Source organism: Marisediminitalea lipolytica (assembly GCF_001758465.1).
In the GTDB taxonomy this organism is placed as follows: domain Bacteria; phylum Pseudomonadota; class Gammaproteobacteria; order Enterobacterales; family Alteromonadaceae; genus Alteromonas; species Alteromonas lipolytica.
The window spans coordinates 1-12,946 of the sequence record NZ_MJIC01000014.1; the positions used below are offsets into that span (position 1 = coordinate 1).

The 12,946-nt window shown below is 48.4% G+C and carries 11 protein-coding genes; 2 read left to right on the forward strand and 9 right to left on the reverse strand.

The features are described 5' to 3' along the window. The first annotated feature begins 895 nt into the window (after positions 1 to 895). Positions 896 to 2,416: a succinyl-CoA:acetate CoA-transferase ScpC gene (locus BFC17_RS11085; RefSeq protein WP_070176550.1), complete on the forward strand. Its 1,521-nt coding sequence runs from the start codon at positions 896 to 898 to the stop codon at positions 2,414 to 2,416. Between the two features lie 7 nt (positions 2,417 to 2,423). On the opposite strand, the gene BFC17_RS11090 is transcribed toward BFC17_RS11085, so the two are convergent. After that, a complete protein-coding gene (locus BFC17_RS11090; RefSeq protein ID WP_083271691.1) occupies positions 2,424 to 4,778 on the reverse strand; it encodes a DNA polymerase II in 2,355 nt (784 codons plus the stop codon). Between the two features lie 95 nt (positions 4,779 to 4,873). Here BFC17_RS11090 and BFC17_RS11095 point away from each other — a divergent pair, with 95 nt between their 5' ends. Next, positions 4,874 to 5,887 carry an MBL fold metallo-hydrolase gene (locus BFC17_RS11095; protein WP_070176552.1) on the forward strand — a complete coding sequence of 338 codons (1,014 nt, stop codon included), beginning with the start codon at positions 4,874 to 4,876 and terminating at the stop codon, positions 5,885 to 5,887. Here the strand turns inward: BFC17_RS11095 and BFC17_RS11100 are convergent. The 8 genes from BFC17_RS11100 to BFC17_RS11135 form a co-directional block, all read right to left on the reverse strand. Continuing rightward, positions 5,869 to 6,066 (reverse strand): hypothetical protein, encoded by a 198-nt coding sequence (locus BFC17_RS11100; protein ID WP_139142061.1) that lies wholly within the window; start codon positions 6,064 to 6,066, stop codon positions 5,869 to 5,871. The two genes, BFC17_RS11095 and BFC17_RS11100, sit on opposite strands and share 19 nt — an antisense overlap. 227 nt (positions 6,067 to 6,293) lie before the next feature. Next, positions 6,294 to 7,001, reverse strand: coding sequence for an anti-sigma factor (locus BFC17_RS11105; RefSeq protein ID WP_070176554.1), 708 nt, complete (start codon positions 6,999 to 7,001; stop codon positions 6,294 to 6,296). After that, the gene (locus BFC17_RS11110; protein WP_070176555.1) at positions 6,998 to 7,531 is read right to left on the reverse strand and encodes a sigma-70 family RNA polymerase sigma factor; all 534 of its coding nucleotides are present in this window, start codon (positions 7,529 to 7,531) and stop codon (positions 6,998 to 7,000) included. Before BFC17_RS11110 ends, BFC17_RS11105 begins: the two co-directional genes overlap by 4 nt. 29 nt (positions 7,532 to 7,560) lie before the next feature. Beyond that, a complete protein-coding gene (locus BFC17_RS11115) occupies positions 7,561 to 8,874 on the reverse strand; it encodes a sensor histidine kinase (protein ID WP_070176556.1) in 1,314 nt (437 codons plus the stop codon). A 6-nt stretch (positions 8,875 to 8,880) separates the two neighbouring features. Continuing rightward, on the reverse strand, positions 8,881 to 9,465 hold the full coding sequence (locus BFC17_RS11120) for a chemotaxis protein CheC (RefSeq protein ID WP_070176557.1): 585 nt from the start codon (positions 9,463 to 9,465) through the stop codon (positions 8,881 to 8,883). After that, the gene (locus BFC17_RS11125) at positions 9,462 to 9,827 is read right to left on the reverse strand and encodes a response regulator (protein ID WP_070176558.1); all 366 of its coding nucleotides are present in this window, start codon (positions 9,825 to 9,827) and stop codon (positions 9,462 to 9,464) included. Before BFC17_RS11125 ends, BFC17_RS11120 begins: the two co-directional genes overlap by 4 nt. Positions 9,828 to 10,059: 232 nt before the next feature. Next, entirely contained in the window at positions 10,060 to 11,937 is a 1,878-nt protein-coding gene (locus BFC17_RS11130; RefSeq protein ID WP_070176559.1) for a phytase, read from the reverse strand. Beyond that, on the reverse strand, positions 11,934 to 12,935 hold the full coding sequence (locus BFC17_RS11135) for a metallophosphoesterase (RefSeq protein WP_070176560.1): 1,002 nt from the start codon (positions 12,933 to 12,935) through the stop codon (positions 11,934 to 11,936). The genes BFC17_RS11130 and BFC17_RS11135 overlap by 4 nt, the downstream gene beginning before the upstream one ends. Positions 12,936 to 12,946: the final 11 nt, after the last annotated feature.

Genomic DNA, 12,946 nt, shown 5'->3' on the forward strand with positions numbered 1-12,946 from the left:
AAAGAAAAAGAACCGTCATCCCCGAAAGCACACCGTGCTTATCGGGGATCCCCATCGTGCAACCGTAGAGTTCAAAAGCGCATTGTACGCAGCGCTAAGAAAAGAAAAAGAACCGTCATCCCCGAAAGAACACCGTGCTTATCCGGGACCCCCATCGTGCAACCGTAGGGTTCAAAAGAGCACTACACCCAGCACTAAGAAAAGAAAGAACCGTCATCCCCGAAAGCACATGGTGCTTATCGGGGAGCCCCATGGTGCAACTGTAGAGTTCAAAAGCGCATTGTACGCAGCGCTAAGAAATGAAAGAACCGTCATCCCCGAAAGCACATGGTGCTTATCGGGGAGCCCCATGGTGCAACCGTAGAGTTCAGAAGCGCATTGTACGCAGCGCTAAGAAAAGAAAGAACCGTCATCCCCGAAAGCACATGGTGCTTATCGGGGAGCCCCATGGTGCAACCGTAGAGTTCAAAAGCGCATTGTACGCAGCGCTATGAAATGAAAGAGCCGTCATCCCCGAAAGCACACAGTGCTTATCCGGGATCTCCGTCGCACAACCGTAGAGTCAAAAAGTGCACTGTCGCTATCGTTGATACAGCATCTGAGTATAAGTTTTAATCTGATCTGCAATTCTATGAATAAGCACTATAAATATCGAAAATAAACATATAAAACAGCACCTTAATAGAGCGGGTTACAATTATTTTATATCGTCGGAACAAATAGAATCAGTATTTAACGTAGCCTCTACATATTCGCTCTTATCTACCACTTAGGTCTTATATATACTTTTGTATAAGTCTATAAAGTGTCAGTTTTTGCAGCGCACTCGCCGCAACCCGACGCACCTTTTTCACACTCTGGTGCGTTTTTTTCTTTTTCTTCTTATGGAGTTCTCATGTTTTCTCATTCCAGAGTTCTGTGCCCCGATTTACAACAAAAGATTATGACCGCTGATCAAGCAGCAGACTTTATTCATGATGGTGATACCGTGGGTATGAGTGGCTTTACCGGTGCGGGTTATCCTAAAGCCTTACCAGCCGCATTAGTTAATAAAGCGCAGATGGAACGGGATCTCCGGAAAACCTTTAAGATTAATCTGTGGACTGGAGCGTCTACCGCACCTGAACTAGACGGTGTTATGGCCGATGCTCATGAAATTAACCTGCGCCTGCCGTATCAGTCTGATCCCATTTGTCGCGAGCAAATTAACAGCGGGCAAATGCACTATATAGATCTTCATCTTTCTGAAGTATCTCAATACGCCTGGTCTGGTTTTTTAGGTGAGCTTAATGTTGCGGTTATTGAAGTCGCCGGTATTCATGAAGATGGCCGTATTATTCCGTCTTCGTCAGTGGGGAATAACAAAACGTGGGTAGAGCAGGCAGATAAGGTCATTCTGGAAGTTAACAGCCAGCAAAGTCTTAAGCTCGAAGGCATGCATGATATCTACTACGGAACTGCATTACCGCCGCATCGTAAGCCTATATTGTTAAATGAACCAGCAGACCGCATAGGTAGTCAGTACCTGGAGATACCAAAAGAAAAGATTGTCGCGATAGTAGAAACTTCAGCGCCTGATCGTAACAGTCCGTTCTCCTCTCCTGATGCGGTATCAGAACAAATCGCTGCCAATATTCTGGAGTTTTTTGAGCACGAGATTAAAAGGGGCAGGCTACCGGCAAATCTTCTGCCCTTACAGTCTGGGGTGGGCAATATTCCCAATGCTGTGCTGAGTGGTCTGGATAGAGGGGGTTATAAAAATTTAACGGCTTTCACTGAAGTGATTCAGGATGGCATGCTGCAAATGCTGAAAAGTGGCACCTTATCAGTGGCTTCTGCTACGGCATTTTCATTAAGCCCGGATGCGCTTAAAGAACTCAACGAGAATATCGACTTCTACCGCGAGAAAATAATTCTGCGCCAGCAGGATATCAGCAACAATCCTGAAATCGCCCGTCGCCTAGGCATTATCGCTATGAATGGTCTGATAGAGGCGGATATTTACGGTAACGTAAACTCTACCCATATAATGGGGACGCGCATGATGAATGGAATTGGTGGTTCTGGCGATTTTGCTCGGAACGGTTATTTATCTATTTTTATGACGCCATCTACTGCTAAAAACGGCGCAATTTCCGCTATTGTGCCCATGGTGTCACATGTCGATCATACCGAGCATGATGTTAAAGTCATTGTTACCGAACAGGGGCTTGCTGATTTGCGCGGTTTATCTCCTCGCCAGCGCGCTAAGGTAGTGATTAATAACTGTGCCCACCCAGACTTTAAAGAGCAATTGCTTGATTACCATGAAAGAGCCTGTGCCAGTGGTCGTGGTATGCATACGCCTCACTTACTTAGTGAAGCGTTAAGCTGGCACGAACGTTACGAGCAAACAGGTTCAATGCGGTTAGCCTAAGGCTGGTCTAAAACAACCCCAGTTGCTGACTCGCCAGTGACTCAAAGTCCAGGCCGATAACAGGCAATATACTGTCTGCTATCGGCCGGATTTGTTTATCAATATAATGATCGTAGTCCAGTGGCTGGCTGGTATATTCCACTACCTGCGGTCCGGCCGTTGTCATTACATAGCGGATTTTAGTGCGTCGTTGATAGCGTAGTGGCTTACCGGCTTGGGTATTCATGTCATCGGCATGGCGCGCCGCTTTAACATGGGGCGGTGCGGTTTTAGTATATTCTTTTAAAGGCTTTCGCAGTTGCTTGGTATAAACCAGCTTGTCATCAAATTCACCCGCTTTTATACCTGCGATCACCGCCGCCACATAATCTTCGACAGGTTTATCATTAAAAATACGGGCGTAAAGCGCCTGCTGAAAATCCTTGGCCAGTTGCGTCCAGTCTGACCTTACATTTTCAAGCCCTTTAAACACTAGTTGTGTTTCGTTATCCCGCCGTATTAAACCGGCATAACGCTTTTTACTGCCGGCTTCAGAACCGCGAATCGTTGGCATGAAAAAGCGCTCGTAGTGGGTCTCAAATTCAATTTCTAACTCGCATTCAAGATCAAATTCTTGCCTTATACGCTCTTGCCATCGGGTATTGATTTCCCGCTCTAAGGCTTTGCCGATAGTACGGGCTTCCGCTAAATCCACCGTCTTGGTGATGTGCACAAAGGTCGAGTCAGTATCGCCATAAATGACCTCGTAGCCCAATTGTTTAATCCATTGCGCCGTTTGCTGCATAATTTCATGTCCGCGCAGGGTAATAGAGCTGGCTAGTCGCGGATCATAAAACGGACAACCCCCACTGCCTAACACACCATAAAAAGAGTTCATCAGAATTTTGATTGCCTGGGAGCGCGGTTTGTCCTGCTGCCGTTTGGCTTCATCTCGCTGTAGCCACAGGTTGGTAATGATGTCGGGCAAAAAATGTTTGGTGCGGTCAAACATCGCGCCTTTAAAACCGGGAATCGCCTGTTCCGTCGATTTAAGGCCTTCAATCAATCCCAGAGGATCGATTTTGAAGGTACGAATGATAGAGGGGTACAGACTTTTAAAGTCCAGAACCAGTACATTACGGTACAGACCCGGCTTAGAACTCATTACATAGCCGCCGGGACTGGCAAGTCCACCATCGGCAGGGCGGTTAGGCGAAATGTAACCCGCGCGGTGCAGCTTGGGCAGATATAAATTGATAAAGGAGGCAACGGAACCACCGGGGCGGCCTAAACGTAATCCGGTTAACTCACTGCGCAGGATCAGAAAATCAATCAGCTTAACGTGGCTGGCTATCTCGTTAACCAGCACGCAATCTTCAAAGTTATACCTGGCAAGCGCCACTTTATCATGGTTAAAAAGGTGTTTAATGGCACCCAGTTTATCCGGGTCGTCAATCAGTTTATTTTTACCCAGCAGCTCACTGGCAACGTTATCCAGGGCAAAAGAGTCAAACTGAAAGGTCATGGTTTTTAACCCTTCAATACCGTCAATAACCGCACGGCCTGGTACGTCAACCAGCGCACGGTTATCGTCAAACAGTTTGATTTCAACATCGCTCTGCTGACGACCGAGGGCAAGGGGCACGCCGCATCGGCTGGCGGCATTATTCAGTACCGGTAAATCGAACTGTTTTATGTTCCAGCCAATCAGTACATCCGGATCATGGTGCTGCACCAGTTGGATAAACCTGCGCAGCACATCGGTTTCATCTGTACACCACTGTATATCAAAGGGAAGTGATTCGGTTTCTGTTGCCTCACCAATCATCAGCACCACTTTTATGGCAGCAGAATCAACGCCAATAGAGAATAGGTGGCCTTTTTCATCGCACTCAATATCAAAGGAAAATACCGCAAGATTACAGCGATAATTTGCCGGTTTTACGCGGGCATTTACAATCGCGCCTAGCGCGTTGTCAGACAGCCCCTGATATTGCAAACCACTGGTAATAAAACGCTCCATAAAAAAGCGGTCAGGGGTTTTTATATCGGCTTCGTACAGCGTGATTTGCTGTTCTTCGCACCTGCGTTTAAGAATATGCAATTGCTTATCCTGCTGGCATTTAATTACCGTAACCGGCTGATGACTAAACGTGGTCAGTGGCAGTGGAGTCAGCGAGGTGTGCAGATTATGGCTACGACTGATCGCGGCCACCTGAGCGGCATCTGCCTGGCCGGTAAAACAAGTGGCGTTTTCCGGCGTCGACAAAAGCTTTACCGGGCCGTTTTCTGTTGCCAGCCAAATCTCGACAAGCTGATGCGAACCCTTGGTTAGCATTCGGGCTGTCAGTACCATACCGTGGCCGGATTGAGGGGAGTTCATTTTATAGCGCAGGCTCGTCTGTCTGGCGTACTTAGGCAGAAGTTATTGGTCCGCAATGATATATTGGTGACCTTACTAATTTTTCAATAGTGCTAATGATAACGCCAAGTCACCACCCGATACCAGCCTCAGGCTCTGTTTGCGAAGTCGCTAACGGGGTTTTCTGGCTGCGCATGCCACTGCCGTTTGTGCTGGACCATATAAACCTGTATGTACTCGAAGGCGACGACGGGATGTACATTGTTGATACCGGCGTACAATGCGATAAAAGCAAGGCGATTTGGCAGCGTTGCCTGGCCACTTTCGACAAACCGCTGGCCGGTGTTATTGCCACCCATATGCACCCGGATCACTGTGGTTTAATTGGCTGGTTATGCCGGGAATATAAAGTACCCTTGTACATGAGTGCATTAGAATACTACGGTGCGATTGCCTATTTCTCACCCAATCCGGGCGCCGATACGTCGGTTGAGGCGGATTACTTTGTGCAGGCGGGCCTGAGTGCAGAGCAAGCAAACAGCTATGTCAGGGACCACGCCAACTATGAGGCGTCGGTATCGCCTATCCCGTTGGCTTATCAACGCCTTGAAAGTGGTAACACCCTGACCATCGGCGCACGTACCTGGCAAATCCACACTTACGGCGGTCATTCTCCGGAGCACGTGTGTTTGTTTGATCCGAAGGATAATCTTCTGATCGGCGGCGATCAGATATTGCCTTATATCTCACCCAATATTGGGGTCTACAGTCGCGAGCCTGAAGCAAATCCATTAACCGAGTATTTCGCTAGTCTTAAGGCGTTAAAACAGTTTCCGGCAGACTGTCTGGTATTGCCAGCTCATAACCAGCCTTACACCGGGCTGCACAGCCGCTGTGATGAGCTTGTTGTACACCATCAGGAGTTACTTGAGAAACTTACTCAACACTGCATGACAGAGAAAACCCTGGTCGCTTGCCTGCCTGTGTTGTATACGCGCGAACTCAGCGGTCAGGTGTTGTTTTTTGCGCTGGCTGAAGGCCTTGCCCATCTTAATTACCTGGTCAAGCAGGGGGCCCTGGCCCGCAGACTGGATGAGCAAGGTATGTACTATTATAAAACCCTGGGCTGAAGAATCGTCTTGGTCTTCTGACTTACGCTAAAAGCCTTAGCTTCCACCGCTGTTGCTGATGACGGCGGCGTTTGGGTTACGGCCTCTGCCAGTTGAATCAAAGCAAGTGCAAAAAAAGTCATTAGTGATGCGGTCAGTAAAGCTGTTAGCGTCAGACTGATGTGAAATACAGATTTCATATTATTGTCCTTAAAGGTCGCCATCCCTGGCTTGCGGTTTAAAAGGTCTAAGTTCAGCAATGGGCAGCAGAGAGGTTCATTATAGGAGCCTTACCCCACTGCCGGTGTAATAAACCAAACGGGTTAGATGCAGCAGTGGATGCAAAAAGTTTAATAAAATAAAAGGTGCTTTAAATTTTGTTTTAGTAAACCTGAAAGAATGGCCCATAAGGGCCATTCTTTCAGGTTTATACCGCACTGATAGGGGCGATGTAGAGTACCTCAGTGGGCGAGCCATTTGGTGAGCCACCATTGGGCTCCAGGCTAACTGCCAGTGCGGCTATAGTGGCAAGTTTAAACCAGTCCGGACGACTCACGGTTAGCTGACCGCCTTCTGGTAATAAGCCCAGCGATATCGGTGCTTCGCCATTGGCGGGCACCATCCAGAGTTCAAAATCCTTATCTGTGCGAGCCGTTAGATTAGACGTTGATTTTATTTGCAGGGTGTCGCTGCTGATTTCGATCAACCATAAAGGTTTAGCCTCCCCATCAGCCACCACCGCAATATTGGTAAAAGGAGCGGTTTTCGGCGGTGCGACAGGCGCCAGCACTACGGCAATAATAATTGCTGCCGCCGTTGCCAGTCCCGCAATAGTTTGCCAAATGAAAGGCTGTCGCTCCCGCGGTGCCGGCAACGCTGTAACATTGTCGCTAACATCGCTTTTCACCAAGCCCAGTTGTTTTTCAATGGCTTGCCATACCCTGGGCGGCGGTTCGATGGGCGGGATTTGCTGACCTAAACCATTTAAGTATTGCTCCCACATCCAGGTCGTTTCTGTGATGAGCTGGCTTTCCATCATCAGTTTTTGATAACGCCGGCGCGCTCCTCCTCGCAAGGTACCAAGCACATACTCTGCGGCTAAGGCGTTACGTAAGGTTTCGTTTTTATAATTCATGCTGATAAACACCTTTGTAAGCTTTGCAGTCCACGGCGAATCCAGCTTTTAATGGTGCCAAGGGGAGAGGACAAATGATCAACAACTTCCTGATGAGAAAGCCCTTTAAAGTAAGCCAGATGTATCGCCTGGCGTTGCTGATTATCCAGTTCATCCATACAGTCATTAAGTCTGGGATGACCCTGTTCGCTTACCATGGCAGCGCTGTCCTCTGCGGGCGGAGAGTGGTGATCATCCAGTGAGGATTCTTTACGAACTTTATTGTGCCTCATTAAATCCAGTGCCCGGTAGCGGGCGATGCTGATAATCCAGGTTAATACGGTACCCTTACCTCGCTGGTAACTGGCCGCGTTATGCCAGACTTTAATATAGGCATCCTGGGTTGCTTCTTCGGCCAGCGCGGTATTTTGCAGTAGTTTGAGTACTACAGCATACACCTGGCCGCTTGTCAGTTTGTACAGTTGCGCAAAGTCCTGCTTATTTCCTTGTGCGGTGGAGCACAGTAAAGGCAGTAAAGTTTCCTGTTCCATAATGTTCTCTGATTGTGAGCGTATAATGGTTATAACGATTCAGAAGGCGCAGTGGATGCAGACTCATTTGCTGTTGTGTCGTCATCTTCCTGTAACCGGGGCAAACGAACTTCGATAACCGTGCCTTTTCCTTCGCGGCTGTTAATAACCAGCTTGCCTTTGTGTTTTTCGATGGCGGAATACGCCACAGACAACCCCAGTCCCTGACCTTTACCTTCGGGCCGGGTTGTAAAAAAGGGTTCAAAAACGCGCTTTAAGTTGGTCTCTTTGATGCCGCACCCCGTGTCTACAATTTTGATTGCAACGCCGCTCTGGGTTTGTTTAATATCCAGCATCACTAAACCACTGTCTTCAATAGACTGTGCGGCATTCATCATCAGGTTAGTTAATGCCTGTTTAAAACTGGCAGTTTCGCAATACCACTTTAACTGTTCGGGCTGGCACGAAACTTTGTATTTGGGTTTTTTAAACTGGGTGCTAATTAGTTGTACCAGTTGGCTGGCGGTTTCCTGCAGATTCAGGTAGCTCCAGGCGTGCTGAGGCTCTTCGGCAAAAGAACGCAGGGTTGAGACAATTTCACTAACCCTGTCGAGGCCATCTTTTGACTCTTGCAGCAGCGCTCCCATATCTTCTTCAATAAGCTCCACGTGGGTAGCCTCAAACAGTGCTTCGAGATCCTCTAACCTTTCTGGTGCGTGACTGGCAAACAGTTTTTTGGTGGCTTCACAGGTTTCGAGCAGGTTTTGCGCGTATTGCTCAAGGGTATTCAGATTGGCCGTAACAAATCCCATGGGGTTATTAATTTCGTGAGCAATACCGGCGGCTAACTGACCGGTGGAGGCCATTTTTTCAGCCTGAATCAGTTGAGACTGAGCTCGATCCAGCTTACGGATAAGTTTTCGTTGTGCTTCGTGTTCTTCTTTAAGCTGCTCTGCCAGTTGAGTTTGTGCTTTAAAATAGCTGGCCTGGGCAGTGACATCCTGAATCAATATGCAGGCGTATTGCTGTTGAGTTTCGCTGTCTTTATGCGGCACGATTTCCATATTCTGGACCATCTGGGTTTCTTCACCCGTGATAGGCCGGCTGCTTTTAAACGGAAAAATATGCGGGCGCTGCTCCCAATAACTAAAACTGGGGTGTTTGAGCACAAATACCGACTTGATGCGGCGCTTTAAAAATTTAATTTGTTCGGGGAAAACATCTGCCAGCGGCTTGCCCAACGCCACTTCCCGCAAATCTGATGGCATTCGATCAAGAAAAAACGCGTTCAGATAAACGATTTCGTAAGATTCATTAACTAAACAAATACCTACGGGGAGTTTATCCAGCAGCGGTTCGTTCATGAATGCTTAACCCAGCAACTCGTCAATTGTCGACTTCAGTTTGGTGAGTGAAGCATCATCCAGGCAAAACACAACCCGCATGGTAAAAGATGACACCTGAATATCAAACTTTACTTCCATAACTAAACTGTGTTGCCAGTCGTATTGCGAGAAGTCGCTTTTTTGCGGCGCAAACAGGGTTGGCATTTGCAGGTTAGTTGCCAGCTCGAGTTGCTCGGATAACCCGGCCAGGCAGGCACCAGCCAGAATATTCGACAACTCCAGGATCGTTTCCTTAATATCATTGTCAGAAAGCGGCTGTTCGTACTCCAGCAGTTCAGCGACTTCCTCCAGGCCACTTTGGGTCAGAATTGACATCACTTCACCGTGGATATCACCCATAAATGACTGCCTGGTATAGTAAGACTGCTGATTATGACTCACTAATTCGTAGAGTCCGGTAGGCGTTACGGCGGTAATATTGGGAATGGAAATGCCAATTTTAGTTTCGATCAGGTGAGCCAGACTATTGGCCGCCTGACCCATAGAAATATTCATGAGTTCCTGCAACGCGTCGCGTTGGTCTTCGGATAAGGCGATAACGTCGTTCATAAATAACCCAGTTCGAATAAGGTCATGGCCAGTTCTTCTTTATCCAACGGTTTACGCAAAAAGCGTTTGGCACCTAAAGACATTACTGTTCGCTGTTTTTCCGGCTGAAAATCTGCACTAATAACAATTACGTCCGGTGATGAGGGTTGTTCTGACAGGTATTCAAGTACGCCCACACCATCTACCTCAGGCATGGTTAAATCCAGTAATACCAGTTGCACGGGGGATTGTGCCAGAATATCAATGGCCTCTTTGCCGTTAGTCGCTTCAAACAGGGTAGTTTCTAACTCTGGCGGTAAAGCGCGGATAACACTTCGCCTGGAAAGCTTGGAATCATCAGCCACCAGTACTGTTAAACTCATAAAACACTCCCAAAACCGATTTACGTTAAGTATTTGCTATTTTCACAATCCTGCAAGTTTGATAGCTCCGTTTTTAGCCAGCTATTGCGTGAAAATGGTGCATGGAGATGCAGTCTGAATCATCGTTAATGGCTGATTATTAAGGGGAAATGGATTGAATTAGGCGGAGTGGTAGGGGCTGGTAGCGCCGACGGTAAAAATACCGCCGGCGAGGTGTCAGCTAAAGCCGCGCTTAACGTTTACGGCGAATAAAGTCGGCCAGCTTGCTGCCGTTAATCAGCTTAAAGTTTTGCGGAGCGGATGGCATCACATTTCGGCCATCCTGCACCACCATCAGGCCCTGGGGAAACTTTTCGCCCATTGCCATGCTGGTAACTTCCAGACCGTCGGTTTCAGAAACACCATCAATATGTTCATCGGCATTAATTCCGATGCGAAAGGTACCTAACAGGCGGTTGCCATCATCGAGTGCATACACGGCAAAACGGCTATTGCCCTGGCTCGATGCCACCAGATAACGCCTGGCGTCCAGTTCGTAAATTCCCATACCTTCAATATCAGCAGCAACGCCATTACCAATGCGGGCAATCAGGCCAGGCTCACTCAGTAACATGGATAAATCTTTCTGCCAGATACCAACGGCTTCTTCGCCCATGTACACCATTTTATTAGTGTCATCTACCACGCAACCTTCAGGCTGACTGGGCAGGGTAAATTCAGTCATCAGACTGGCTACCGGCTGGTTATCCTGATACCCCAGGGCGTACTGTTGATAGCGGCCATCGGTATCATTAACAAAAATAACTAACTCACCATCAATAACGCCGCTACACAACCCGTAAACGTCAGATAAAGTGGTTGGCAGCTCTGCTACGTGGGTTACTACACCTGACGAGGCAATGTCATAGACTGACAGGGTCTGGGAAGAGCGGTTACTTGCCACTGCCAGATCTTTTTTGCCCGTTGGGGTGCTAACCTGATAGCGCACATCTACATTATTAACCCTGCCGGTAGGCAGTGATTGCAACAGCTCTCCCTGCAATGAATACACATTCAGACCGTACTTTTTATCCGTACCCAGAACCAGGCTTGCCTCAGGATTGGCTTTGTTTATCCAGATGGCCGGATCATCAGCCGCGTCACCATAGCGATTTACCGGCGTGGTTTGAATATCAGCGGTTAGCGTGGTTACCTGCTCCTTTTCCGCTATCAGGGGCGCTGTATTTTTTAACCGGCCGGTTAGCAGCTCTCCTGATGCTTCATCAAACAGGCCCACATAAATCAGCTCTGGTGTACTGGCCACACTGACTGATTTAAGTTCACGCTGCGTTGTTAACGGCCAGGTAAAGTTGTGTTTACCGCGTTCATAAAGTGCAGGCTCATCGGTGGCCACCACAAAGTAGCGTCCATCTTTCAGGGCGGCGACAGATTCTATTTCCGGGCCTGAGGCAAAGTAATCCAGAGTGCGGGTGTTTTCGCCTTCGGCGTCACCGCTGTATTGCCATACACCGGTTTCTTCTTCAGTGATAAGTAGCGTGTTGCTGGCATCACTAACGGCACAGGCCGATAGGTTGGGCCCGACCATCATCTGTCGTATTGGGGTTAATGCCCAGTCTGGCGTGCTGGTTACCAGGTAGTGTGACATCATGCCACGGGCGTCAGAGCTAAACAGGTGTAACTCGTCATCCTGACGACTCAGACAAATGGTTTCACGATCAGCCACCTCAGACCCAATGCTGGCATGTAACGTAAATTCACCGTTTGTTGTGTTCAGGGTGGCGAGGTGCAGGGCCGACGTGTTTTGATCAATAGCGGCAACAATGATAGTGCTGTCCGAGCCTGGCAGGGGGCGCCAGTCAGCCTGAGCTATGTGACCGGGCAGGCGGGAAAGTTGCTGACCCTCAGGTGACAGCCATATTAACCCCGTAGCCTCACTGGTTACCAGATAGCCTTGCAAATGATCGCTGACTACCGGTTTTAAACTTTCGCCAGCCACCGCAATCGGACTGAGTGTAAAGGTTTCAGCTATGTCTTTTGCCGGTTCGCTAACAGAGCAGGCGCTCATCACCAGACTGGTAAGTAATGGCAGGGTAAATTTCAGGGCTTTCATTGGGCGTTGCTCCCGGCTTTGTTTAACTGATACTGATAGATAACGTCACCGTGATCATCGATAAATTCTAACGTGGTGTGCTGCTGATTGACTCTGACCACAGCAAAGCCTGCTGAGGATTTGGCAAATGCGGTAAATTCACGCTGAGCAACCGGGCGGATTTCAGAGCCACCGCCAGAAACAAAGTGCTCAACACTGCGCCCCTGGGGCTGATTGTGTTGTAAATCATGCTCGTGGCCAGCAATGTAGGCGTCTACCTGGTATTTTTCTAACAGTGGTTCAATTATGCCGCGTACGGCTGCGGTTTTACCGTAGCGCTTACCGCTTGAGTACAGTGGGTGGTGGCCAATAACAATGGTCCAGTCGGCATTTTCATTACGCTTCAGCGTCTTTTCAAACCACGCCAGTTGCGCCTGGCTATCCTGGCGCTGGGTTTCGGCGTACTTTTCTTCGTGCTGATAATCCGGGTTCAGAGGATTGGTATCTAAAAACACCAGGTGTAACGAGCCACCGTCTTCCAGCGGAATTAATTTATCAAAATACTGGGCCGGCATGTTCCAGCGACGACTGACCTTTGAATAGTCAATTTGTGCCTGCCAGTTACCGCGGTAGTCGTGGTTACCCAGAACTACATACCAGTCGATAAATAAGTGTGGTCCCTGATAAATAGCTTCGTAAGACGTTTGCCAGTAGGGATCGTTAACCGAGGCAACACCATTACTGTAAAAATTATCGCCGGTAGAAATAATCATGTCGGCGTCAAACTGGTAAGACGCAATGTCCATCCATTTGGCTACACTGCGCTGTGCAAAGTGGCCGTTGCGGCCCCAGTCTCCCACTACCAGAAAAGTGTAGCCATTGTCGGCGTCATCCACCGCAGAGGTAATGGTATTCGTTTGGTAATAACGCTCATCATAGCTGACGGGATTAGCCGCTTCTGCGGCCATAAGTCCGGCAGAAAACAATGCGGTAAGCGTAACAAGGTGTGTAAGTTTCATTGAAAACCTTA

Coding starts and splice junctions, on each gene's coding strand:
- BFC17_RS11130 (WP_070176559.1), bottom strand. CDS start 11,937: ATGAAAGCCCTGAAATTTACCCTGCCATTACTTACCAGTCTGGTGATG.
- BFC17_RS11105 (WP_070176554.1), bottom strand. CDS start 7,001: ATGAATTATAAAAACGAAACCTTACGTAACGCCTTAGCCGCAGAGTAT.
- BFC17_RS11115 (WP_070176556.1), bottom strand. CDS start 8,874: ATGAACGAACCGCTGCTGGATAAACTCCCCGTAGGTATTTGTTTAGTT.
- BFC17_RS11095 (WP_070176552.1), top strand. CDS start 4,874: ATGATAACGCCAAGTCACCACCCGATACCAGCCTCAGGCTCTGTTTGC.
- BFC17_RS11135 (WP_070176560.1), bottom strand. CDS start 12,935: ATGAAACTTACACACCTTGTTACGCTTACCGCATTGTTTTCTGCCGGA.
- BFC17_RS11100 (WP_139142061.1), bottom strand. CDS start 6,066: ATGAAATCTGTATTTCACATCAGTCTGACGCTAACAGCTTTACTGACC.
- BFC17_RS11085 (WP_070176550.1), top strand. CDS start 896: ATGTTTTCTCATTCCAGAGTTCTGTGCCCCGATTTACAACAAAAGATT.
- BFC17_RS11110 (WP_070176555.1), bottom strand. CDS start 7,531: ATGGAACAGGAAACTTTACTGCCTTTACTGTGCTCCACCGCACAAGGA.
- BFC17_RS11120 (WP_070176557.1), bottom strand. CDS start 9,465: ATGAACGACGTTATCGCCTTATCCGAAGACCAACGCGACGCGTTGCAG.
- BFC17_RS11125 (WP_070176558.1), bottom strand. CDS start 9,827: ATGAGTTTAACAGTACTGGTGGCTGATGATTCCAAGCTTTCCAGGCGA.
- BFC17_RS11090 (WP_083271691.1), bottom strand. CDS start 4,778: ATGAACTCCCCTCAATCCGGCCACGGTATGGTACTGACAGCCCGAATG.